This is a genomic window from uncultured Parasphingorhabdus sp. (genome assembly GCF_963975735.1).
Lineage (GTDB): Bacteria > Pseudomonadota > Alphaproteobacteria > Sphingomonadales > Sphingomonadaceae > Parasphingorhabdus.
In genome coordinates this window covers 1-24,177 of record NZ_CAXBIA010000010.1, presented here as the reverse complement: position 1 = coordinate 24,177, position 24,177 = coordinate 1, and the positions used below count along the sequence as shown (strand labels likewise).

Below are 24,177 nucleotides of genomic sequence, written 5' to 3'. Positions count from 1 at the left end.
TCTATCGCAACTATCGTGAATGATCGGAGCCTTTAGTCAAGCATGATTTCGATGGGCAACCAGCAGGGCGCGCAAATCCATGGCGCTTTGCAAGGGAATATCGACGATCCGGAGCGGCGCGGTGGTCGAGCCGCCGGCGATACCGATGGTGACCGTTGCCAGTTCCAGCGGATGGTCGAGCGGCGACTGGCTGACATCGACGCTTTGGACCTTGCGGAGCAGGAGTATAGTCAGTTTGCGGCGCCACCAGCCCGAGCGGACATATAATTGGCTGTCTGCAAGGGCATATTGATGATGACGCCAGTTGAGAATCAGGATGAGGATGATCGGGATGGCCAGCAGCAGGATCGCCAAATAGCCGCTATGGATGAAATGCCCGGCACCGAGGGCAGCAGTCGTCAGCACCAGCGAGACGATGATCGCGCGACGCCACCAGAAGGCAGGATTGACGGCCTGAAAATCGATATCGGGCGAGGCTGGCTTGATGGCGCATTCGAACAGGATCGGCTCGATCTCGGACAGTTTCGCACAGGGGGCCGCGCTGTGATCGGTCTCGCCGCTGGCATCGCCTGCCAGTGATGTGAATTTGAGATGATACCAGCCGAAATATTCGCGGACCGGACCGCTCTGCAATATGGCGGCCTGAACCCGGTGGATCGGCATCACCATGTCGGTCAGGGTGAACAGCCCGCGCCGCCGCCGGAAACCCCGCTGCCCGCTATCGACCCGGTCGAGGCGGAAGGCATATTCACGGACGAACGTCCGGACGATGCCGCTGACAAAGCCTATCGTGATCAGCGACAGGATCGCGAATAGCGCCCAGCCTAGACGGACGGTCGAACTCAGGCCGTTGATCGTCTCCTGTTCGGGCAGGGCATCGATCCAGGTGCGGGGATCGAAGAAGCCGTCGGGCAGCAGAAAATCGAGATTCTGGGCCAGTGCGCCGAGAATGGCGAGCAGGACGAAGGAGAAGTTGAACAGTCCGGCGATGAAGATACGCCGGTTGTCCATCGCAAATATTGGTGGAGTTTCTGTTGTGACGGGCTCGGCGTCTGCCATGGTATCCGCAGTGATTTTGCCGGCTTTATAGTCCCGTATCGTGTCGCGTAGTGCCTCTGCATCGGCGCGCGACAGCGCGTCTAGCTGGCCGTCTTCGCCCGCGCCGGAACCCGTTTCCAGCGCCACTGTCGCAAGCCCGAGCAAGCGGCTGACGAGCTTTTGTTCGAGGCTGACATCCTGGATCCGGTCGAACGGGATCGAGCGGTTGTTGCGGTTGAGCAGGCCGCTCTTGATGCGGATTTCCCGGTCTGTCACCTGATAGGTGAAGCGGGACCAGATCAGGGTCGTGACCCCGACAACCAGCGTGACCAGCGCCAGCGCGGCGAGCGCGGTATAGGTGATATTCTGGTCGAACAGGCTGAAATGGAGGACGATGATCGCGACGATATTCCGGCTGAGCATCGACAGTGATTTCAGAATGATGCTGAGCGGGTGCAGCCGCCGGAAGGGGGCAGCGTCTGGTGTCAGCGATGGAGCCGCTTCTTCGCTCATATCATATCTTGGCGGATATGGCCCTTGATCGTCTCGCGCATCGCTTCGGCGTCGGCGGTAGCAAGGCCGGGCAGGGTGACGATGCTGTTGTGGGTCCCGGCTGTGTGCACGATCAGGGTCGACAGGCCGAATAGTCGCTGCAGCGGACCCTGTGCGACGTCGATATGCTGTATACGGTTGAACGGGACGATCGTGTCAGTCCGCCAGAGGAAACCGCGGAGTACCCGCAATTGTTCTTCGCCCATGTCATAGCCCCAGCGGCGATAGATGCGGTGGGGCAGGACGACAACCTGCAGGGCCGCAAATATTGCCACCGGAACAAGGACCATGCCGGGCCTGGCGCCAAATTGCATGTGGAGCAGAATTTCACCGGCCACCGCCACCGCCAGCAGGATCAGCGAACGAATGACCATGTTGATCCGGATCAGGCTTTTCTGCGGCGGATGGAGCGGTGTAAGGCCTTGATTATAGGTGCTTTGCAGGTCTGGCTCCACAGCCGAATATTGATCGGAAATGGAAGATTTGGAAGCATCTTTTGTCATGGCTTAGCTATGGCGAAACTGTGTTAGCAAGGCAAGACGGATCGCGTCCGGCTTCCCGCGTCGCAGAGCTATCGCGCCAGAGCGGTTTCCGCCTGATCGATCAAAGATTTGATAATTTCGGCCACGGATTCTTCGGCCTTGACCATGCCGACCGACTGTCCGGCCATGACACTTCCATGCTCGATATCGCCATCTATGACCGCTTTTCGTAACGCACCCGCCCAAAAATGTTCAATTTGCAACTGTGCTTCACCCATTTCGATCTCGCCCGAATCCAGCAATTTGGCGACTTCGATCTGCTTGTGGGTGAATTCTTCCGTGCCCTTGTTCTTGAGCGCGCGGACCGGGATTACCGGCAGGCGCGGATCGACCTGGACGCTGGTGATCGCATCGCGGGCGTTGCCGCGGATGAAGGCTTTCTTGAAATCGGGATGGGCGATCGATTCATGGGCGCAAACAAAGCGCGTACCGAGCTGGACGCCGCTGGCGCCCATTTCGAGATAGGCAGCGATCATCTCGCCCGTGCCGATGCCGCCGGCAACGAAGACCGGTAGCTGGCTGGCAATCTCCGGCAATATTTCCTGCGCGAGCACCGAAGTCGACACCGGACCGATATGGCCGCCGGCCTCCATGCCTTCGATGACAATCGCGTCGACGCCGGAACGGACAAATTTCTTGGCCAGCGCCATGGCGGGGGCGAAGCAGATCACTTTTGCGCCGGTTTCCTTGATCGCTTCCAGGCTCCCCTTGGGCGGCAGACCGCCAGCCAGCACGACATGGGTCACCGCATGTTTGCCGCAGACCGCAATCAGCGCCATCAGATCAGGATGCATGGTGATCAGATTGACGCCGAACGGTTTGTCGGTGCGTTTCTTGGTCTCGGCAATTTCGGTGTCGAGCAAGTCCGGCGTCATCGCGCCGCAGGCAATCACGCCAAAGCCGCCGGCGTTGGAAATCGCGCTGACCAGATTGCGTTCCGACACCCAGGACATCGCCCCGCACATGATCGCGGTTTCGCAGCCGAGAAAATCGGTGCCGCGCTGCATGAGATGCTGGAGTTTGGATTGGGTCATATGTTTCTTTCTAAAGCCCGCGCCCGTTCAGGGGAGAGGGTTGGTAAAGGAGGCAGTTCATTATGACTCCCCCTCCCTTAATCCCTCCCCTGAAGGGGAGGGAAAATATCTAGGCGGCGTCCACCGCATCCAGCCCGTAAGCCGTGTGCAGCACGCGCAGCGCCAGTTCGGTATAATCTTCCTCAATCAGCACGCTGACCTTGATTTCCGATGTGGTGATCGCCTGGATATTGACGCCGCGATCGGCCAGCGCGCGGAACATCGTCGAGGCGATGCCGGCATGGCTCTTCATGCCGACGCCGACGACCGATATCTTGGCGACATTGGTGTCGGGGATCAGGCGGTTGAAACCGATTTTTTCCTGCGCGCCTTCCAAGACCTGCATCGCCCGGTCGAGATCGACGCTGGGCACGGTGAAGGTCACGTCGGTTTCGCCTTTTTCGCGGCCGACATTCTGGATGATCATGTCGACATTGATCGCGGCATCGGCGAGCGGCGCGAAAATATCCGCAACCGCGCCCGGCTTGTCGGGCACGCGGGTCAAAGTGATCTTGGCTTCATTCTTGTCATGGGCGATGCCGGTGATCAGCTTCCGTTCCATATCTTCAATCTCCATTTCGTCTTCGCTGACGATCATCGTGCCGGGCAGGTCGTCGGCGGTCTTGTTGCTATTTTCATCGGTGAAGGACGAGAGCACCTGAATGCGCACGCCTTCTTTCATCGCCAGTCCGACCGAGCGGGTCTGCAATACTTTCGCGCCAACGCTGGCCAGTTCGAGCATTTCCTCGAAGGTCACCTTGTTGAGCTTTTGCGCCCGGGTCACGATCCGCGGGTCGGTGGTATAGACGCCATCGACATCGGTGTAGATGTCGCAGCGATCCGCCTTGACCGCTGCCGCGATCGCAACCGCGCTGGTATCGGATCCGCCGCGGCCCAGAGTCGTGATCCGGCCTTCTTCGCTCAGGCCCTGAAATCCGGGAATGATAGCGATTTCGCCGCTCTTCATGGCCGCGGTCAGAGCTTCTGCGTCAATCGAGTCAATCCGCGCCTTGCTATGCGCCTCTACCGTGCGGATCGGCATTTGCCAGCCAAGCCAGCTGCGCGCCTTTGCGCCGAGAGACTGCAAGGCGACGGCGAGCAAGCCCGCGGTCACCTGTTCGCCCGAAGCCACGACCACGTCATATTCCGCCGGATCATAAAGCGAACTGGCTTCGCGGCAGAAATTGACCAGGCGGTCGGTGTCGCCGGCCATGGCGGAGACCACCACCGCGACTTCGTGCCCAGCGTCGGACTGTTGTTTGACGATCTGCGCCACCCGGCGGATGCGTTCGATTCCGGCCATCGAGGTGCCGCCAAATTTCATCACTATGCGTGCCATGCTGCTGTCGGTAAAACTTTCGATAAAAAGGGCCTGAACAGGATTGAAAAGCCTGATAAAGAGGGGACATGACAAAGGCAAGTAGCACAATCAAGCCCGACGAAGCCGCGCATTTCGGTGCGCTCGCAGCGGAATGGTGGGACCCCAAGGGGTCTTCGGCCATGCTGCACCGGCTGAATCCGGTCCGGCTCTCCTATATACGCGATGCGATTGACCTGCATTTTCACGCTGACTCCAGCCTTTTGAAGCCGCTTGCCGGGAAAAAGGCGCTGGATGTCGGCTGCGGCGCGGGCCTGCTTTGCGAGCCGCTGGCACGGCTTGGCGCGCAGGTGACGGGCCTCGATGCGGCACCGGAGAATATCGCCGCGGCGCGGGCGCATGCCGAGCCGCAGCGACTGGACATCGATTATCGCAACGAGGCGATCGAGAATTTCCTCGACAAAGACCATGATCTGGTGACCTCGCTGGAGGTGCTCGAACATGTCGATGACCCGCAGGGCTTCGTTGACGGTCTCGCGGACGCGTTGGCTGATGACGGCCTGATGATAATCTCGACGCCCAATCGCACCGCCTTGTCTAAACTGTTGCTGGTCGAGCTGGCCGAACGGACCGGGCAGATCCCGCGCGGCACCCACCATCACGAGCAATTTATCACGCCGGACGAGCTGGAAAAATTGCTACACAACGCCGGTCTTCAAGTCATTGATACCACCGGCCTGTCATATGGTCCGGCAAGCGGCTTTTCCCTGTCCGACAATCTGTCGCTCAACTATCTGATGACGGTCATCAAAGCCTGATGGTCGATGTCCGGCCCTATATGCTGTCGGACAAACAGGCCTGTCTCGCGATATTTGACGGCAATGTGCCGGATTTCTTCGATGCCACCGAGCGCGACCTATTTGTCGAATTTCTCGACCAGCCGAAAGGTCATTATTTCTGCATCGAGCAGGACGGCCGTATACTTGGTTGCGGCGGCTTTGCCAGAGAAGACCGGGAACAGGCGCGCTTCACCTGGGGCATGGTCGACCAGGCGCATCACGGTGATGGTCTGGGACGGCTGCTGACCGAGCATCGGCTGCGGGAAATTGTCAGGTCCGGTGACTATGAAGAAGCGGACCTGTCGACCACGCCGAGAGTTGCTCCCTTTTTCGCAAAATTCGGATTTTTCGAAACCGGCCGCGAAAAAGACGGGTTCGCGCCGGGCATGGACAAGGTGTTGATGGTCAAGCCGCTGTAGCTATCGCCTGGGCATGCGCGTCAGAAATCGACCTTTTCATAATGCGGCGGCGGCGCAATCACTTCCATCCGTTCGGACAGTAATGGCCGGAACGACGGCCGCGATTTGAACATCGCGTACCATGCCTTGGTCTGTTCGTGCCCGGCCCAGTCGATCGCCCCTAGATAGTCGGCGACGGAAATCTGTGCCGCTGCGGCAAGATCGGCTAGGCTCATCGTCGCCCCGGCCAGCCAGCTGCGGTGGTCGATCAGATAGTCGATATAGTCGAGATGGGAATTCGCCCGGCGCATCGCCTCGCGCAAGATCTTGGCGTCGGGCGGTTCGCGCCGGACCAGTCTCTTGTGCATGCGTTCGTGCATCATCGGCGCGGTCACATCGCCATAAAATTGTTCGTCGAACCAGGCGACCAGACGCCGGATCTCGGCCCGGTTGACCGCCGTGCCATTGATCATCGGGACTTTCTCGACCGTTTCCTCGATATATTCGCAAATCGCCACGCTATCGACGAGATGAATATCGCGCTCGCTATGTTTCATGACCGGAGTGCGACCGGTCGGGTTCATCGCCAGAAAATCGTCGCGCTGGTCCCAGGGTGATTCGCGGACAAGCTCATAGCCAACCGACTTCTCGCCCAGCAGCAAGCGGACTTTACGGGAAAACGGACATAGGGGGAATTGGTACAACTGCCACATGGGTTCGTGTTAGTCGCGAACAGGGGTTTGTGGAAGAGCTTTGATGCCCGATTTCGACATTGTCCGGAGGTCGCGTTCGGGCAGCATTATTCCGACGCATCCATGCGCCGTTTCATCCGATTACCGATAGCCTGCAACTGCGGAAGCAGCGCGCCGAATTCCGAGGCGATGATCCCCATCATCGCGGTGCCACGACGCATTTCCGCTTCCGCATCGCGGTCAAAATCCGGGTCGTCACGCCGGGCCAGATCGCCCAGCGTAGCATCGGGGCTGATCGCGGAAAAATCGTCATCGCGCCGCATATCCTCCGGCATTGCCTTGCCCATGGCATGCGCAAATTGGCCAATGGGCAGGTCCATCATTGCCATCATGAAGCCCGACATCATCGAAACCATATCATCCTGAAATGCCGGATCATTGAGCCGGTCGACCATCTCGGCTTCCGGTTGATGGTCCTGCGCCAGCGCGGGGCTGGCCAGAATCAGCGAGGCGGCGAATATTGGTCCGGTCAGAGACAGGGTAGAGCGGCGCATGGGAATTTCCTCCAGATGATCATCAATGACCTCGGAATAGCGAATCACGCCTGATTCTCTGCTGAACCACGGGACGCCGGGCTGTAAAGACTTGTAACCGGGGTCGATCTAGTCCGGCTGATAGACGGCCAGCCGGTTTCCCGCCGGATCATGACATTCGAATCGCCGTCCGCCGGGATAGGCGAAAATCTCTTTGACGATTTCGCCATTGGCCGCTTTGACCTGCGCCAGCGAAGCTTCCAGATCGTCACTCTCCAGCGTCGGCATCGGAGCAACCGGTTCCGCTCCTGCGGCAATGCCGATCTGCACCGGCCCGCCTTCGACGGCGGCATAGTCCGGACCATAATCGGTGAAGGCAAAACCGAATGCCTGTTCGTAGAAGGCTTTGCTCGCGGGCAGGTCGCTGGCCTTCATTTCGAGATAATTGGGCGTGATCCTGGGCATGCTATTTCCTCTCCGGATCGATCAAATCACTCCGCCGCTTCCATCACCTCTTTATCCGATAAAGGATGCTCTATCCGGCTGACCATTTCCTTCGGGCAGACCTGCCAGAAGCGGTCCCGCCAGCGGTCCCAGTCGCGCAATATCGCTTCGGACCAGTTGCTGTCGGTGGTCTTGTGGTGGCGCTCGATCAGCGAGAGCAGATGGCCTTCCCAATAAGCGCTGTCGAGCCGTTGCCAGACGATGCTTTCTGCATTGGCCATTTTCCCGAATTCATCCTCGGTATCGAGAATGAAGGCCATGCCGCCGGTCATGCCGGCACCGAAATTGCTGCCGACCGGGCCCAATATGACGGCATTGCCGCCGGTCATATATTCGCAGCCATTGGCGCCGCAGCCCTCGACCACGACATCCGCGCCGCTGTTGCGGACGGCGAAACGCTCGCCCGCCTGTCCGGCTGCATAGAGTTGTCCGGCGGTCGCGCCATAGAGCACGGTATTGCCGATGATCGTATTCTCCTGGCTGACCAGCGGCGAGCTGACCATCGGGCGGACGACGATCTTGCCGCCGCACAGACCCTTGCCGACATAGTCATTGGCGTCGCCGAACACTTCCAGTGTGATCCCCTGACAGAGGAAGGCGCCGAGCGACTGTCCGGCGGAACCGCGCAGGCGGATATGGACATGGTCTTCGTTCAGACTGCTCATGCCATATTTTGCGGTGATTTCGGCGGAGAAGCGCGTGCCGACGGCGCGGTGGGTGTTGCGCACCGTATAGGTGAGCTGCATTTTCTCGCGCCGCTCGAATACCGGCCTGGCGTCGTCGATCATTTCCGCGTCGAGACCGTCCGGGACTTCGTTGCGCGGCGTGGCGATGTTGAAGCTGCGCTGGTCATCTCTCGCATCAACCTTGGCAAGGATCGGGTTGAGATCGAGGTCGTCGAGATGCTCGGCACCGCGGCTGACCTGCCGCAGAAGCTCGGTGCGGCCGATGATTTCGCCGAGCGAGCGGTAGCCGAGGCGCGCGAGTATCTCGCGAACTTCCTCGGCCATATAGGTCATCAGATTGATCACCTTCTCCGGCGTGCCGGTGAATTTCTGGCGCAGCTTTTCATCCTGTACGCAGACGCCGACCGGGCAGGTGTTGCTGTGGCACTGGCGGACCATGATGCAGCCCATGGCGACCAGGCTGAGCGTGCCGATGCCATATTCCTCGGCGCCGAGAATCGCGGCAATGACGATGTCGCGGCCGGTCTTGAGGCCGCCGTCGGTGCGCAGTTTTACCCGGTGGCGCAGGCCGTTGAGGGTGAGTACCTGATTGGCTTCCGACAGTCCCATTTCCCACGGGGTACCGGCGAACTTGATCGAGGTTTGCGGCGATGCGCCGGTGCCGCCGGTATTGCCGGAGATCAGGATGACATCGGCATGGGCCTTGGCCACGCCCGCTGCAATCGTACCGATACCGGCCGAGGACACCAGCTTGACGCAGACCTGCGCGCGCGGATTGATCTGCTTGAGGTCGTAGATCAGCTGGGCGAGATCCTCAATCGAGTAGATATCGTGATGCGGCGGCGGCGAGATCAGGGTGACGCCGGGGGTCGAGTGGCGCAGCTTGGCAATAAATTCGGTGACCTTGAAGCCGGGCAGCTGGCCACCTTCGCCGGGCTTGGCGCCCTGTGCGACCTTAATCTCGATTTCCTCGCAAGCGCCGAGATATTCCGAGGTCACGCCAAAGCGGCCGGAGGCGACCTGCTTGATCGGGCTCGAGGCATTGTCGCCATTTTCATAGGGCTTGTAGCGGCGCTTTTCCTCGCCGCCTTCGCCGGACACGGATTTCGCGCCGATCCGGTTCATCGCGATGGCGAGCGTCTCGTGTGCCTCGGGGCTGAGCGCGCCGAGGCTCATGCCCGGCGTGTTGAACCGCTTGCGAACCTCAGTGATCGCCTCGACCTCGTCGATCGGCACCGGCACCGGCGCATAGTTGAACTCCATCAGATCGCGCAGATAGATCGGCTCCATCTCGCGCACGGCTTGGGAGAATTGCAGATAGGAGGAGTAGCTGTCGTGGGCGACCGCCGATTGCAGCAGGTGCATCATATGCGCGCCATAGGCATGGGCCTCGCCGCCATCGCGTTGTTTGTAGAAACCGCCGACCGGCAGGCGAACGACCGCCGGCTCAAAGGCCGCCTCGTGCTTTTCCTGGGCGTTGATGAACAAAGAGGCATAGCCTTCGCCGGATATCTTGGTCGGCATGCCGGGGAAGAGATCGTTGCACAATGCGCGGGACAGGCCGACGGCTTCGAAATTATAGCCGCCGCGATAGCTGGAGATGACGGCGATGCCCATTTTCGCCATGATCTTGAGCAGACCCTCGTCGACCGCTTTCTTGTGCCGTTGCAGACATTCGTCAAAACTGAAGTCGCCGAACAGGCCGCGGGCGTGGCGGTCGGCAATCGCCGCTTCGGCCATATAGGCGTTGACCGTGGTCGCGCCGACACCGATCAGCACGGCATAGCAATGGGTGTCGAGACATTCGGCTGCCCGGACGTTGATCGAGGCGTAGGAGCGCAGCCCCTTTCGGACCAGATGAGTGTGCACCGCCGCCGTCGCGATCACCATCGAGATGGCCATCCGGTCCTCGTCAATATCCTCGTCGGTGAGGAAGATTTCGGTCTTGCCGGCGCGCACCGCCTGCTCCGCTTCGGTCCGGATCCGGGCCAGTGCATCGCGCAGTTCAATGGCCGCGCCGCTGGTGCTCAACGTACAGTCTATCTGTGCCACAGCATCGCCAAAGCCGAGCTTCAGCCGCTCCCAAAGCGCGCAGCTGAGCACCGGGCTTTCCAGCACCATCACGTCCTCGTTCTGGCTGTCCTGCTCGAGAATATTGGCCAGATTGGAAAAGCGCGTGCGCAGGCTCATCACATGGCGTTCGCGCAGGCTGTCGATCGGCGGGTTGGTGACCTGGGAGAAATTCTGCTTGAAAAAATGGCTGATCTGCCGCGGCTTGACGCTGATCACAGCCAATGGGGTATCATCTCCCATCGAGCCGATTGCTTCCTTGGCATCCTCGACCATCGGCGCGAGGACCATTTCCATATCTTCAAGCGTGTGGCCGGCGGCGGTCTGGCGGCGGATCAGTTCTTCCCTGGAATAGCCCATGCCGGAAACTGTCGGTGCCGGCGGCAGGTCGTCGACGGTCAGGAAGCCCTTGACCAGATCGGCATAAGGTTCTTCCGAAGCGATCCGGTCCTTGAGTTCGCGGTCCTTGAACAGGACGCCTTCATCGAGATCGACGGCGATCATCTGGCCGGGGCCGAGCCGGCCCTTCTCGATGACCTGGCTTTCGGGAACCACGACCATGCCGGATTCGCTGCCGATGATCAGCAGATTGTCGGCGGTGACCGAATAGCGCAGCGGGCGCAGCGCGTTGCGGTCGACGCCGGCAACCGCCCAGTGGCCATCGGTCATGGCCAGCGCGGCGGGGCCGTCCCACGGCTCCATGACGCTCGCCATATATTCGTACATTGCCTGATGGGCGGGATCGATATCCGGGTTGTTCTGCCAGGCTTCGGGGACCAGCATGATCTTCGCGGTCGGCGCATCGCGGCCGGAGCGGCAGATGGTCTCGAACACCGCATCGAGCGCTGCCGTGTCGGAGGAACCGGCCGGGATCACCGGCTTGATATCTTCGCTGTGATCGCCAAAGGCGAGGCTCGCCATCTTGATCTCGTGGCTCTTCATCCAGTTCTTGTTGCCGCGAATGGTGTTGATCTCGCCATTATGGGCAAGGCAGCGGAACGGCTGGGCCAGCCACCATTGGGGAAAAGTGTTGGTCGAATAGCGCTGGTGGAAAATCGCTACCCGGCTCTCGAAGCGATCGTCCAGCAGGTCGGGATAGAAGACCGACAGGGATTCAGCGAGAAACAGCCCCTTGTAGATGATCGAGCGGCAGGACAGGCTGCAGATATAGAAATCCTGAATTTGCGCAGCGATCACCTTCTTCTCGATCCGGCGGCGGATGAGATAGAGATTTTTCTCGAATTCGCGGGCGTCTTGCTTGTCCGGCATCGGACCGGCGATCATGATCTGCTCGATTTCGGGGCGGGTGTTCTGCGCCTTTGGTCCGATCACCGAGACATCCACCGGCACCTGACGCCAGCCGTAGATCGTATAGCCGGATTCGATGATTTCCGCCTCGACGATGGTCCGGCAGGACTCCTGCGCATTGAGATCCGTGCGTGGCAGGAAGATCATGCCGACGGCCAGCCGGTTGGGGCGGACCTTGTGCCCGCTGTCGGCAATCGCGTCGTCGAAGAAGCGCTCGGGCAGATCGACGTGCAGGCCGGCGCCGTCGCCGGTCATGCCATCGGCATCGACCGCGCCCCGGTGCCAGACCGCCTTCAGCGCATCGATGGCCGAGGATACGACGCGCCGCGACGGCTTGCCGTCGGTCGCCGCGACCAGACCGACACCGCAAGCATCACTTTCGAATTCGGGACGGTACATGCCTTCGCGGGCGAGCCGTTCATGTTCGGGGGTGGGATATTGATGGGTCATTCGTCGTCTTCCTGCAGATTCGGCCCTGTTTTGACCGGCGGAAGATGGGCGGTCGATTCCTCGACTTTTCTCATGATCGCCGGCATGGCCTGCATCATTTCCGGCACGAAGCTCATCATCGACTGCATCATTTCCGGATCGACAAAGACCATCATATAGTCACGGGCAAAGGCGCCGCCGGTTTCGGTAGCAAAAAAGGCGTTCATTTCGGCCAGTTGGTCAGCCGTGAACTTTCGGGCATAAATATTTGCAAGTGTTCCGCGAATAGCCGGTTCCATTGCGGTCATCAGGTCGACCATTTCATTGGTCATGACTTTGGTAGATATTTGCATCCGCTCTTTAAAATGCGGGTCCCGCTCCAGCATCATGTCATTGATGGAAGCATCACCCATTTCCTCTATCGCCGCATCATCGACGCCATAGCCTTTCATGGTTTCTGCCATCGGACGGTCGAAACTCTGGCTGATGATGCTGTCCATCATCTGGTCCATCGTACCCTTCATCATCCGCTCATAGGTGCCGAGCGGGAACAGATAGTCGATCGTGACCTCGGCAGCGGCGAGACGGGCAGGATCGGCAGTGATTTGCCCAATGCTGTTTGTTGTGCTCGTTGTATCTCGCGCCGCTGCGGGAACGCTCGCGACAAGCGCCAGAGTTGCTGCAAATGTTGAAAATAATAGCTTCATGATAATGCTCCGTTTGCGGTCTATGCCGCCACTTTCTCAGCCAGTTTCTTCTCTTTCAGAAACCGGTGCATATGCTCGGTCACATCGCGGCCGTCCCGGATGCCCCAGACCACCAGGCTGGCACCGCGGACGATGTCGCCTGCAGCGAACACGCCCTCCAGATTGGTCATCATCGATTTGTGATCGACGCGCAAAGTGCCCCAGCGGGTGACGGAGAGGTCCGGGCAATCAAACAGATTGGGCAGGTCTTCCGCGTCAAAGCCCAGTGCCTTGATCACCAGATCGGCCTCGACGGTAAAATCGCTGTCCGGTTCTACTTCGGGAGAGCGGCGGCCGCTGGCATCGGGGGCGCCGAGTCGCATTCTATTCGCCCTGACCGCTGTGACATGGTCGGTGCCCTCGACCGCCTTCGGTGCCGACAGCCAGACAAATTCGACGCCTTCTTCTTCGGCATTGCGGACTTCGTTCTGCGAGCCCGGCATATTGGCACGGTCGCGGCGATAGAGACATTTGACCGATTTCGCGCCCTGCCGGATCGAGGTGCGCACGCAATCCATCGCGGTATCGCCGCCGCCGATGACGACGACATTCTTGCCCTGCGCGTTGAATCGCCCATTGTCGAAATCGGGTACATCATCGCCAAAGCTCTTGCGGTTGGAGGCGATCAGGAAATCGAGCGCTTCTTCGACTCCCGGTGCGCCCACGCCCGGCACCTGGATTTCGCGCGCCTTGTAGACACCGGTTGCGATCAGGATCGCGTCATGTTTATCGCGTAATTCTTCCAGTGTTGCGTCCCGCCCTACTTCGAAACTTTCGTGGAAGCTGATCCCGCCGTCCTTGAGCCGCTGGACCCGGCGCATGATCACTTCTTTTTCCAGCTTGAAACCCGGAATGCCGTAAGTCAGCAGCCCGCCGGCGCGGTCGTGGCGGTCGTAGACATGCACGTCATAGCCGGCGACCCGCAGATATTCGGCGGCGGTCAGCCCGGCTGGCCCGGCACCGATGATGCCGACCGACTGGCCTTTGGAGCGACCGGGCTGCAGCGGTTCGACCCAACCTTCTTCCCAGGCGGTGTCGGTGATATATTTTTCCACCGCACCGATGGTGACCGCGCCGTGACCGGAAAATTCGATCACGCAATTGCCCTCGCACAAGCGGTCCTGCGGGCAGATGCGGCCACAGATTTCCGGCATGGTCGAGGTCAGGTTCGACATTTCATAGGCTTCGCGCAAACGCCCCTCGGCGGTCAGGCGGAGCCAGTCGGGGATATGATTGTGCAGCGGGCAGTGGACCGAACAATAAGGCACGCCGCATTGCGAGCAGCGGGCGGCCTGTTCCGCTGCCTTGTCCGGCGCATAGCGGTCGGCGATTTCCTGAAAATCCTCTGCGCGCAGATCAGGGTCGCGCTTTTCCGGGTAGGCCTGGCCCTCCTCGACAAATTTCAGCATTTTCAATTTCTGCGGGCTTTTTGCCATGCCAGATACTCGTTTTCCGTAATATATGAGTGCAAACAGCGGCCGTCCCCGGCGGCTGTGGCAGATTAAATAACCAAAAAGGCAGCGCAAGTCACGCATATTCTTGCTATTAGGACAGCTAATATGCCCTATATAGATGTTCGACGGAGCCATCCGATTGATCTGCCGGGATTATACAGGGCTATTGGTATCGTATCGGACCTATATTTTCCTCACGACAACCGCTCGGCGAAACGCTATTGCGCGTCCAAACAATATACGGGCTGCTCATGACCTTCATTCAAATGCTGCTCCTCGCGATCGTGCAGGGCGTTACCGAATTTCTGCCGATATCCTCTTCGGGTCATTTGATCCTGCTGCCGGTATTCACTGGTTACGCGGATCAGGGGCCGATGATCGACATTGCCGTCCATGTCGGTTCGCTGCTCGCGATCATCACCTATTTTTTCAAAGATGTCTGGTCGCTGGGCCGGGGCGGTCTCGCCACCATCGGCGTCGGCCAGGCACCCGCCGAACGGCGATTGTTCTGGTGGATCATCATTGGCACGATCCCGGCGGTCATCGTCGGCCTGTTTCTGAAGACCGGCGGCTATCTCGACGGTTTCCGCAGCACCACATTGGTCGGCGTCAATCTGATCGTCTACGGCATCCTGCTGGGCGTCGCCGACCGGTTCGGACGGCAGGTCAAATCCTTCGAGGATCTGACGCTGAAGGACGGCATCATCGTCGGACTGGCGCAGGCCATGGCCCTCATTCCCGGCACCAGCCGTTCGGGCGTGACCATGACCGCTGCCCGTTTCCTCGGTTACACAAGGGTCGAGGCAGCGCGCTTTTCCTTCCTGCTGTCGATACCGGCGGTGGCCGGTGCCGGCGTGCTGATCATTCCCGATCTGATGGGGGCCAGCACCGAATTACTCAAGGAAGCGCTGATCACCGGCGTGCTGACCTTTATCGCGGCGCTGGCGACCATGACCTTCCTGATGCAATTCCTGCGCAAGGCTTCGATGATGGTCTTTGTCGTCTACCGCATCGCCATGGGCATCGCGCTGCTCGCATTATTCCAATAGACCTGCTTTTCCAAGCTTGTTTGGCGGGCGGCTTCTAGCTTGCCTTGGCGCGCGCGCCAAAGCGGCCGTGGGCGGTATATTTTTCCATCCAGCCACTCGCCACCGCAGCGAGCGGGGTCGGCGCGACACCAAAGGCGTTCAGACCCTTGGCCGCCGGTGCAACGACATTGTCTTTCTGCAGCATCTTGTACTGATCCGACGTGATCGGGGAGCCGGGGAGCATCGCCAATATTCTGGCGGCGAAATCCGGTACGTCGACAAAAGTCCGCTCGCGCCCCGTCATCCTGGCTATCCGCCGGTTGAGATCTCCCATGCTGATGGCTTCCGGACCGCCCAGCTCAAAGGTCTGGCCGGAGTAAAGCCCCGGCTGGCTGAGCGCTTCGGCGACGACATCGGCGACATCGCCGACAAAGACCGGCTGGAATTTCGTGGCGCTGCCGATGACCGGTACGACCGGCAGCATCGCGATCATCGCGGCAAAGCGGTTGATGAACTCGTCCTCGCGGCCAAAGACAATCGAAGGTCGCAAAATGATAGCGTCGGGAAATGCGTTCAAAACCGCCTGCTCGCCTTCGCCCTTGCTGCGGCCATAGCGCGACGGCGATCGAATGTCGGCACCAATCGCGGACAGGTGCAGCAAAGTCCGGCAACCCGCTTTCGCCGCGGCCTCGGCGACATTGCGCGCGCCCTCGACATGGATGCGGGTGAAATCGCCGTTCAGGACACCGACCAGATTGACCACGCCGTCGCAGCCCTGGACCGCACGGGCGACGCTGTCCGGCTTGGTGATGTCGGCGCTGGCAAATTGCGTCTGGCCGAGATTGCCGAGCGGCTTGATATGCATGGCATTCTTGATATTGCGCTCGGCTATCCGCAACCGCGCACCGCGGGCGAGCAGCTCCTGCGCGACATAGCGGCCCAAAAAGCCGCCGCCGCCAAATATGCAAATCAATTGTCCATCAAGATCCATGTTCATCTTCCACCCTTGGCTTGGTTTCTGCGTTGCCTCTGCCCCAGCCGCGCGGTTGACGCAACAACGATTCCCCGCTCGGCATAGCATAATATCGGTCGCGCCGCACCGGTTCGCCAGCCGCCACGCACCGCCGACCCCCGGGAACGCGCTTTTGCCGATATGAATCATTGACAGCTCAGCCATCAAGCGGCTAATCGCCCGCCTCTATCAGGCGGCATGAAGATGATTGCCACCTGCATGGGCCCAGATGGCGGAATTGGTAGACGCGCATGCTTCAGGTGCATGTATTCGCAAGGATGTGGAGGTTCGAGTCCTCTTCTGGGCACCATTTGTTCTTCCGGACATATCCATAAATGTCCATGAAAGTCCAGTAAATCTGCCAAATATGACGATAAATTCGTCCATCCCTATCCGGTGAAATCCGTTGCAATTGACGGTACATTACAGTACATTTGACGGTATATTTTCCGGTAAATGAGGTGACATATGTTAACCGACTTGGCCGTTAGGAAGGCAGTCGCGAGAGAAAAGCCCTATAAAATGTCAGATGGCGGCGGGCTCTATATGCTCGTTACCAAAGCAGGTCAGCGCTATTGGCGGATGGATTATCGCTTCGCTGGAAGGCGGAGCACGATTGCCTTAGGTGTATATCCTGAGGTCTCTCTCGCCGAAGCGCGAGTTAAGAGGAAAGAAATCAAACAACAAATCGCAGAGGGCTTCGATCCCGCTGCAAAACGCAAGATCGACAAAATCACCGGTCCGCTCGCCAATGCCAACACATTTTCGGCTGTGGCGGAAGAATGGCTGGACAAGGCAGAGCGCGAAGGCCGGGCCAAGGTTACGTTACGCAAGCTGCGCTGGCTTCTGGATTTTGCACATCCGATAATTGGCCTTCGCAAAATCAGCGATATCAAGGCACCTGAGTTGTTGGCGGTATTGCGCATGGTCGAAAAGCGGGGACACTATGAAACCGCCAGACGATTGCGCAGCACGTGCGGGCAGGTTTTCCGCTATGCCATTGCCACGGGAAGAGCCGATCGGGACATATCGGCCGATCTTAGAGGGGCAATCACCGTTCCCAAGGTGACGCACCGAGCAGCAATTGTCGACCCGAAGGAAGCAGGAGTGTTGTTGCGTGCGATCGACGCCTATTCGGGTTATCCGATCACCCATACGGCATTGCGGATGGCCCCGCACGTTTTTGTGCGCCCCGGCGAGCTACGCCAGGCAGAGTGGAGCGAGTTTGATTTTGATAAATTAATCTGGACCATTCCGGCGGAGAAAACCAAAATGCGCAAGCCGCATCGCGTTCCGCTAACGCGGCAGGTTTTGGCAATCATTGATGACATACGCGAAATTAGTGGTTTCCGACGCTTTCTCTTTCCGGCTCAAGGCAAGCGAGATCGGCCAATGTGCGAAAACACCATCAACCTTGCGCTGCGCCGAATGGGATTTGACGGCAAAACTATGACTGCGCATGGATTCCGCGCCATGGCCAGTACATTGCTGAACGAACAGGGCAGATGGAATCCTGATGCTATCGAGAGGCAATTGGGTCACTCTGAAAGAGACGATGTGCGACGGGCTTACGCGCGGGGGAAGCATTGGGAAGAGCGTGTCGCAATGATGATAAACTGGTCGGATTATTTGGACCAATTGCGATCTGGTGCAAAGATACTGCATGGACATTTCAGAAAGCCGCGAGCTGTGTTGACCAAGACTCAGCCTTCTGGATGATGTTGGAGCCCAGACCATCAAAGCGATCCTTCGACTTTTGACACATCGATTGTTATTCTCGGACGATCCGGTTGGTCTTGAAAACAGTCTTTGATTATCCCTTGAACGAGGTTTCTGAACGATAGCCGACATCCTCGGCAATGGCTTCGATCAGTCGGCGGGTCTATTGCAGCAAACCTGCTGCAAGCTGCATCCTCCAACGGGCGAGATAGTGCGTCGGTGTTTCGCCCAAACATGTGCCGAACTTCTTCGAAAAAATTGCCCGAGACATCCCACATTCCGTGGCCAGTTTTTCGAGCGTCCAGTCATTTGCAGGACGACCGTGAATGAGCGCAAGCGCGGTGCTCATGGCGGGATTGCGCGGCGCGGCGAGCCAGCCACCCGAATTTTCAAGTAGCCCATCAATATAACGCGGCAGAACACGCACGAACAACAGCTCGCTGGGCCGCACTAGATAATCATTTGCGCAGCATGAGCTCTGGTAATCGCAGTTTGATAATCGCGGCCAAGGTTTAAATGGATTCGACTCTCATTCCGTAGTCGGTCATATTCAGGCCGGAGGCAATCATGCGATACTTGGCGGTTCTCGTTCTATCTATGGCGGTGACGCAAATAGAGCCGATGTCTGCACCAGCTTACGCACACGGCGGCGGATTGGCGGCTGATGGCTGTCACAATGACCGCAAGAACGGCGGCCGCCATTGTCACCGCGGCAATGGCGGCAATCCGCCCCCTCCCCAGCGTGCTGCAAACGGTTCTGTATATTATCCCAATTGCGCATCAGCCCGTGCAGCTGGCGCTGCACCAATTTATCGGGGCGAGGCGGGATATGGAACGCATCTCGACCGGGATGGTGACGGTAAAGCATGTGAATGAAACTGGCACGCGGCCTTGTGTGGCCGTGAAGATGTTGGATGAACGGGGGATAATATGAAGACGCCAGTAGCAATATTCACACTGATTGCAGGCCTGCTTTGTACCGCACCTGCACTTGCCCAGGTCGAGACGGTGCGGTTCGGCAATCTTCATGCCCATAGCTCCTATTCCGATGGTCTAGGCGAACCTGCCGAAGCGTATGAGATGGCCTGCGAAGCGGGTCTCGATTTCTTTGCGGTTACCGAGCACAATCATGCAGCCGGCGACGGCAAGGGTGAGCGCAAGGACGGCTTGATGATCGCCACCCAGCCTGACCTTTACAAAGGCACACCCTCATCGCTCGTCGAGAGCGCCGACCGACTCAACAGGTCGGGCGAATGTGTCACAATATACGGCCAGGAATTCTCGACCATATCGAGCGGCAATCATGCGAATATCTTTGATGTCGATATGGTCATTGATGCGCCCAATGGTGATTTTGCAAAACTGCTTGGATGGCTGCAGGCTAACCCGGACAGTGGCGGCAATATGCCGCTCATGCAGTTCAACCACCCGGCAGGCGGCCAGAGAGCGCGCCTGGATTACGGCCGTGATGATTTTGGCGGGGACGAGCAAATGTGGGTGCAGTCGATGGCGCCGCACGTGTCGCTTATCGAGATGCTCAACGCCCCTGCCCTGCGGGACGGAACACATCAGCGCACACACAGCCGGCAGGGCCAGTATTTCCGCTATCTCAATCTGGGGTTTCATCTGGCGCCAAGCGTTGGTCAGGATAATCATTATCGCAATTGGGGTTTTTCAACCGATGCCCGGGTTGCCGTCATCACATCTGATTTTACGCGCGCTGGAATACTAAGCGCCCTGCGCGCACGCCGCGCCTATGCCAGTGAAGACAAGAATCTGCGGGTCATATTCAGATCCGGCGACGCGCTGCAGGGCGACATCGCCAACCCTCCAGCGATTGGCGCAGAACTCGATCTCAGCGTGCAAATTGTCGATGACGACGAACCCGATGCCTCGTACCGCATTGACCTGTTCAAGGATGTTGCTGGCGGCAAGCCGGTATCATCGCCGACCGAAAGCTACGAGGTTTCTGGCAACCAGACCGTGCCACTGGTTCTGGAAGGCATCAGGCTCGAGGCGCTCGGAGAATATGTCCTGCTTCGGATAACCCAATTTGGGCGCGAGGATGACGAACATGCAGAAGACGATGTTGTATGGACAGCGCCGATCTGGTTTGAACCGCCATCCTTTCACCATCTTCTTGATGATTTGCCTGACCTTCGCATTGTTTCCATGATACCCGACCCGCTGGGTGATGATTTCACCAACGAACAGATAACCTTTCGCAATATAGGCAGCGGACCTATCGATCTTGCCGGCTGGCGCGTTCGCGATCTCGCGGGCAATGTCTGGGAACTGGATGTTTTGGCAAGCATCGCTGCAGGTGAAGACAAAACGCTCGTACGAAACGGCGCGCCAATGTCGCTGAACAATGGCGGTGACAAGATCGAACTGGTTGCACCTGAAGGCACCGTCGTCCAATCCGTGACCTATGACAAGGTTCGGGCAGATGAAGTGGTAATGGCCGATGGCATCACCCCCTAAGACAGCGGCAAAGCCCAAAAAGGCACCTGCTAAAGCCAAGCCTGCGCGAAAAGCGCCAGCGCCGCGCAATCTGGTGATCTTGCTGGACGGTACAGGCAATGAGCTTGGCCGCAATCTGTCCAACGTCTTGAAACTCTACCGCATCGCACAGAAGAATGATCAGCAGCTGGTCTACTACAGCCCCGGCGTTGGTACCATCAGCCGGATAAGTCCCTGGCAGCGGTTTCGTCAGAAGCTCGTCGGTGTTCTGGGCCTCGCCTTTGGCTATGGGCTCGATGAAAATGTGCTCGGCGCTTACCGCTTCCTCGCGCAAAACTATCAAAAGGGCGACCGCATCTATCTGTTCGGGTTCAGCCGAGGCGCATGGACCGCAAGAGTTCTTGCCGGCTTCATCCATCTGATCGGGCTTCTGGAGCCCGAGCAGATCAACATGAGCGACAGCGCGCTTGGTACATATAAGAAAGCGGCGAAAGACAACCAGCTTGATCTGGCATGGCACTTTGCCCGCGTGATTAGATCACGGCGCGTTCCGATCGAGTTTATCGGTGTCTGGGACACTGTTGCCTCGGTACTCGTGCCGCGCCCTGACCGGTTCTGGATACCCAGCCTCGAGACATTGCCCTATACGCTTCAGAACCCCTCGGTAGCCCGGTTCCGCCATGCTTTGGCCATCGATGAACGCCGGCGCATGTTCCGCGTCGCAAAATGGCAGGAACCGCAAAAGTTCGAACCGAACCCCTTTAACAAGAGCCTGACCAAGGATCAGGACATCAAGCAAGTCTGGTTTGCAGGCGTTCATTCCGATGTCGGAGGAGGCTATTCTGAGAAATACAGCGCTCTTTCCAAATATCCGCTCATCTGGATGGCCGAAGAGGCCAGGAAAGCAGGTCTCAGGATCAGCACGCAGATGCTCAATCATCTGGCTTACGGAAAAGACCGCAAAGGCAGCAAGCATCAATATAAGCCGCCTTCACCAACCGCCATGATCCACAGGTCGCTTACCATCGGCTGGTGGGTGCTCGAAATCATCCCCAAGAATATCAAATACCGGGAGTGGAAGCGTTGGTCGTTTCTTTGGCGCTACATACCTTGGGCTGAACCCCGGCTCATTCGGAATGGAGATATCCATCCATCGGTTGATGAGCGGAAGAAGGCTTTGCCTGACTATAAGCCTGTCAACGTGCCATGACGGCGGACCCGGTTATCGCTTTCCTACACAAAGCCAGATTTGTAACCGGTCTGCATGCGCCCTCCCGATCTTGAAGAACTGGCATTTGGACTGCTCGTATTTCTGCTCGCTCTGCCAGCGGCTTATTGGTTCATGCGAGGGCTGTTTGCTTTGTTGCTGGGTTTGTAAAAGGTATACGCGCCTTTGAATTGTAGTCGACGGGGGTATAAGTACCCAACGCCGATATTTAGCTGAAAATCATCTTTTTTTTTGGAGATGTCATATGTCAGTGGACCACGGCAATCCGATCAAGCGGTGCGCAATTTACACACGAAAAAGCACAAACAAACGTCTCGATCATGATGTAAACTCTCTCGTGACACAGCGAGAGATCTGCAGCGCCTATATCAAAAGCCAGCAGTATAAAAACTGGGTTGAGTTGAATGAACGCTATGACGACGGAGGTCATTCCGGCAGCGGACTGGACCGGCCGGCGCTAGCGAAGCTTATGCAGGACATAGAGGCTGGCAAAGTGGATGCGGTCATCGTCTACAAGATTGACCGGCTGACCCGAAGCCTGTTTGATTTTGTTCGTCTGATCGAGATCTTTGATCGCCAGAACATCACGTTGACTTCGATCTCCCAAGCTTTTGATACCTCCGACAGCATGGGGCGCATGATCCTGAACATTCTGCTCACATTCTCCCAGTTCGAGCGCGAACTGATATCCGAGCGGGTTCGCGACAGTATCCGCACCCGCAAGAAACATGGACTGGTCCACGGCGGCCTGCCGCCATTTGGCTATTGTGCCGCCAAGAACGGACTGCGCATTGACAAGGCAGAGGCGGCGATAGTTCGGTTCATTTTCAAGACGTTTTTGCAAACAAGGCGCTACACAATCGTTATGACGGCTGTGCGAGAGGCCGGATATTGCAGCTCGGTAAAATATACCAGACGGGGCGAGTCACGTGGTGGCGGCCCTATGACCCCCGGAGCAGTGTACGGGATCCTGGGCAATCCAATCTATGTCGGCGAGATACGCGGAAAAGGTGCCAACTATCAGGGAATTCATGAGCCGATCATATCGCGGGACACGTGGGAAGCGACTCAGGCACTGTGCGCCAGCAGAAAAAATCGGCCTGCCGATTCCAGGGATACAAAACATTTTCTGGCAGGATTGTTATGGGACGATCTTGGGCGCCATATGCGGCTGGATCTCAACTGGCACCGCGGCACTACATACTGCGCCTATGTGTCGAGTAATGCCACCTGGTCGCAGCGAGAATATCGCCGCGCCTATCGCTGCAATGCTGACAATCTGGACAAGCTCGTTTTCGCGTCGGTTTCCGACTTCCTGTGCGACCGGGCCAGGCTCAGGAGCGCGCTGAAGGGGCTGGGGATATCGTATGAGGAGCTGGACCAACTGACCGCAAAGGGTAAAGCGGCTGAAAACCGCCTCTGCAATACGCAACCTGAAAGGCTGGAGGAGTTGTTCGCGGCATTGCTCAATCGCATTGAAGTGGGGGAGGAAAAGCTCTCAATCTGCTTCCGGTCCTTGGAACTGCGCCGGTTCCTGCTCTGGGATGACAACTCCACCTTTCGGGGGCGACCAGCGGATTGGCCATGCAGCGATGCCCGGTATGAATTTGAGGTTGCAGTCCGCGCTGTCACCGCAGAACGCTGGCCTTCGCTGCACATCAAACCTCGCGATGTGTCCCAAGTGGCAAAACTCGACAAGAAACTGGTAGATCTGGTGCAGCGCGCAAGAAAAGCGCAGCGTTTGGTAGACGAACACAGAGAGTGGTCGATCGAAGATCTCGCTTATAAAGAAAATTGCCGACCGACATTCTTTGCTCGGCTGATCCGGTTGAACTACCTTGCACCCGATATTGTCACGGCAATTCTCGATGGTACCCAGCCGGCGGCCCTGACGCGTGATATTGTGCTCAACTCCAATATCCCAACCGACTGGGCCATCCAGCGCCAGCTGTTCGGGTTCCCGGCACCGGAAAGGGAGATTACCCCGCGACAGCTTTTTGGGCGGGGAATGTGGCCGACTCGGGCGGAATAGCTCGCGACCTTCAGCCTGTGCCATTCACAGGGGGAGCATCAATCGCAGGGTTGTATGATTACTAACCTGTTGCTGAGAGCCCTGTGTCCGCTTCGCGCCCCAATTGCCGTCATTACCACGGTCGAAGATTGTTTCTGAAAGCCGTCATTTAGGGCGCAGAATTTTCTGGCACCTAAATGGCAACAAGTGGGTGGATTCCGGAATGTCCGCAATTGTGCAACGATCAGCAAAAGCCGACATCGCCTTTATGAAAAGAATGGGCCGATCATGACTGCCCGGTTTAGAGCACTGGGGGTGGCAAAGCTGACATTCGAAGAAAATTCAGAAGTCTCTGGAATCTGCCGTCTATCCATTCACAGTGCTAGACGCCGCCATCCCTTTGACAAGTCCTGATAACGAGTCCAGCTTGGTTTAGTCGGCAAGGTTGCCAGACATTTTCCCAAGCAGGGTCTTGACCGTGTCAATCTCCGTTGCGGAAATTCCTGCCAGTCGTTGCGCGTATATCGCGTCGGC

General features: G+C 58.1%; 20 protein-coding genes and 1 tRNA gene. 9 read left to right on the top strand and 12 right to left on the bottom strand.

Annotated elements, in window-relative coordinates:
• Positions 1 to 36: 36 nt before the first annotated feature.
• From AACZ86_RS11370 to AACZ86_RS11355, 4 genes are all read right to left on the bottom strand, one after another.
• The gene (locus AACZ86_RS11370) at positions 37 to 1,551 is read right to left on the bottom strand and encodes a PH domain-containing protein (RefSeq protein ID WP_339692623.1); all 1,515 of its coding nucleotides are present in this window, start codon (positions 1,549 to 1,551) and stop codon (positions 37 to 39) included.
• On the bottom strand, positions 1,548 to 2,093 hold the full coding sequence (locus AACZ86_RS11365) for a PH domain-containing protein (RefSeq protein ID WP_339692620.1): 546 nt from the start codon (positions 2,091 to 2,093) through the stop codon (positions 1,548 to 1,550). The genes AACZ86_RS11370 and AACZ86_RS11365 overlap by 4 nt, the downstream gene beginning before the upstream one ends.
• 68 nt (positions 2,094 to 2,161) lie before the next feature.
• Positions 2,162 to 3,166, bottom strand: a complete 1,005-nt coding sequence (locus AACZ86_RS11360) for a nitronate monooxygenase (RefSeq protein ID WP_339692617.1) — start codon at positions 3,164 to 3,166, stop codon at positions 2,162 to 2,164.
• 109 nt (positions 3,167 to 3,275) lie between these two features.
• Positions 3,276 to 4,544 (bottom strand): aspartate kinase, encoded by a 1,269-nt coding sequence (locus AACZ86_RS11355; protein ID WP_339692615.1) that lies wholly within the window; start codon positions 4,542 to 4,544, stop codon positions 3,276 to 3,278.
• A 68-nt stretch (positions 4,545 to 4,612) separates the two neighbouring features.
• Between AACZ86_RS11355 and ubiG the strand changes: the two genes are divergently transcribed.
• Entirely contained in the window at positions 4,613 to 5,341 is a 729-nt protein-coding gene (gene ubiG / locus AACZ86_RS11350; RefSeq protein ID WP_339692612.1) for a bifunctional 2-polyprenyl-6-hydroxyphenol methylase/3-demethylubiquinol 3-O-methyltransferase UbiG, read from the top strand.
• Entirely contained in the window at positions 5,341 to 5,781 is a 441-nt protein-coding gene (locus AACZ86_RS11345; protein WP_339692609.1) for a GNAT family N-acetyltransferase, read from the top strand. The genes ubiG and AACZ86_RS11345 overlap by 1 nt, the downstream gene beginning before the upstream one ends.
• 20 nt (positions 5,782 to 5,801) lie before the next feature.
• Here the strand turns inward: AACZ86_RS11345 and AACZ86_RS11340 are convergent, their stop codons facing one another.
• The 6 genes from AACZ86_RS11340 to AACZ86_RS11315 form a co-directional block, all read right to left on the bottom strand.
• Entirely contained in the window at positions 5,802 to 6,473 is a 672-nt protein-coding gene (locus tag AACZ86_RS11340; RefSeq protein ID WP_339692606.1) for a glutathione S-transferase family protein, read from the bottom strand.
• Between the two features lie 86 nt (positions 6,474 to 6,559).
• Positions 6,560 to 7,006 carry a hypothetical protein gene (locus AACZ86_RS11335; protein ID WP_339692603.1) on the bottom strand — a complete coding sequence of 149 codons (447 nt, stop codon included), beginning with the start codon at positions 7,004 to 7,006 and terminating at the stop codon, positions 6,560 to 6,562.
• 108 nt (positions 7,007 to 7,114) lie between these two features.
• Complete coding sequence (locus AACZ86_RS11330; protein WP_339692600.1) at positions 7,115 to 7,450, bottom strand: VOC family protein; 336 nt, start codon at positions 7,448 to 7,450, stop codon at positions 7,115 to 7,117.
• 26 nt (positions 7,451 to 7,476) lie between these two features.
• Entirely contained in the window at positions 7,477 to 12,003 is a 4,527-nt protein-coding gene (gltB, locus tag AACZ86_RS11325) for a glutamate synthase large subunit (RefSeq protein WP_339692597.1), read from the bottom strand.
• Positions 12,000 to 12,689 carry a DUF2059 domain-containing protein gene (locus tag AACZ86_RS11320; RefSeq protein ID WP_339692595.1) on the bottom strand — a complete coding sequence of 230 codons (690 nt, stop codon included), beginning with the start codon at positions 12,687 to 12,689 and terminating at the stop codon, positions 12,000 to 12,002. The genes gltB and AACZ86_RS11320 overlap by 4 nt, the downstream gene beginning before the upstream one ends.
• Positions 12,690 to 12,709: 20 nt before the next feature.
• Positions 12,710 to 14,164, bottom strand: coding sequence for an NAD(P)-dependent oxidoreductase (locus AACZ86_RS11315; RefSeq protein WP_339692593.1), 1,455 nt, complete (start codon positions 14,162 to 14,164; stop codon positions 12,710 to 12,712).
• 269 nt (positions 14,165 to 14,433) lie between these two features.
• Between AACZ86_RS11315 and AACZ86_RS11310 the strand changes: the two genes are divergently transcribed.
• Positions 14,434 to 15,231 (top strand): undecaprenyl-diphosphate phosphatase, encoded by a 798-nt coding sequence (locus AACZ86_RS11310; RefSeq protein WP_339692590.1) that lies wholly within the window; start codon positions 14,434 to 14,436, stop codon positions 15,229 to 15,231.
• 34 nt (positions 15,232 to 15,265) lie between these two features.
• On the opposite strand, the gene AACZ86_RS11305 is transcribed toward AACZ86_RS11310, so the two are convergent.
• Positions 15,266 to 16,207 carry a complex I NDUFA9 subunit family protein gene (locus AACZ86_RS11305; RefSeq protein ID WP_339692588.1) on the bottom strand — a complete coding sequence of 314 codons (942 nt, stop codon included), beginning with the start codon at positions 16,205 to 16,207 and terminating at the stop codon, positions 15,266 to 15,268.
• A gap of 238 nt (positions 16,208 to 16,445) precedes the next feature.
• Here AACZ86_RS11305 and AACZ86_RS11300 point away from each other — a divergent pair.
• Both AACZ86_RS11300 and AACZ86_RS11295 read left to right on the top strand, forming a co-directional pair.
• Positions 16,446 to 16,532, top strand: a tRNA-Leu gene (locus tag AACZ86_RS11300).
• Between the two features lie 158 nt (positions 16,533 to 16,690).
• Complete coding sequence (locus tag AACZ86_RS11295; protein ID WP_339692587.1) at positions 16,691 to 17,941, top strand: integrase arm-type DNA-binding domain-containing protein; 1,251 nt, start codon at positions 16,691 to 16,693, stop codon at positions 17,939 to 17,941.
• Between the two features lie 163 nt (positions 17,942 to 18,104).
• Here the strand turns inward: AACZ86_RS11295 and AACZ86_RS11290 are convergent, their stop codons facing one another.
• Positions 18,105 to 18,368, bottom strand: a complete 264-nt coding sequence (locus tag AACZ86_RS11290) for an AraC family transcriptional regulator (RefSeq protein WP_339692583.1) — start codon at positions 18,366 to 18,368, stop codon at positions 18,105 to 18,107.
• A gap of 140 nt (positions 18,369 to 18,508) precedes the next feature.
• Between AACZ86_RS11290 and AACZ86_RS11285 the strand changes: the two genes are divergently transcribed.
• The 4 genes from AACZ86_RS11285 to AACZ86_RS11270 all read left to right on the top strand — a co-directional run bounded on the left by AACZ86_RS11285 (position 18,509) and on the right by AACZ86_RS11270 (position 23,664).
• Complete coding sequence (locus AACZ86_RS11285; RefSeq protein WP_339692580.1) at positions 18,509 to 18,817, top strand: excalibur calcium-binding domain-containing protein; 309 nt, start codon at positions 18,509 to 18,511, stop codon at positions 18,815 to 18,817.
• Between the two features lie 54 nt (positions 18,818 to 18,871).
• Complete coding sequence (locus AACZ86_RS11280) at positions 18,872 to 20,425, top strand: CehA/McbA family metallohydrolase (protein WP_339692578.1); 1,554 nt, start codon at positions 18,872 to 18,874, stop codon at positions 20,423 to 20,425.
• A complete protein-coding gene (locus AACZ86_RS11275) occupies positions 20,409 to 21,614 on the top strand; it encodes a DUF2235 domain-containing protein (RefSeq protein WP_339692576.1) in 1,206 nt (401 codons plus the stop codon). The genes AACZ86_RS11280 and AACZ86_RS11275 overlap by 17 nt, the downstream gene beginning before the upstream one ends.
• Positions 21,615 to 21,876: 262 nt before the next feature.
• Complete coding sequence (locus AACZ86_RS11270; RefSeq protein WP_339692574.1) at positions 21,877 to 23,664, top strand: recombinase family protein; 1,788 nt, start codon at positions 21,877 to 21,879, stop codon at positions 23,662 to 23,664.
• Positions 23,665 to 24,177 lie beyond the last annotated feature (513 nt).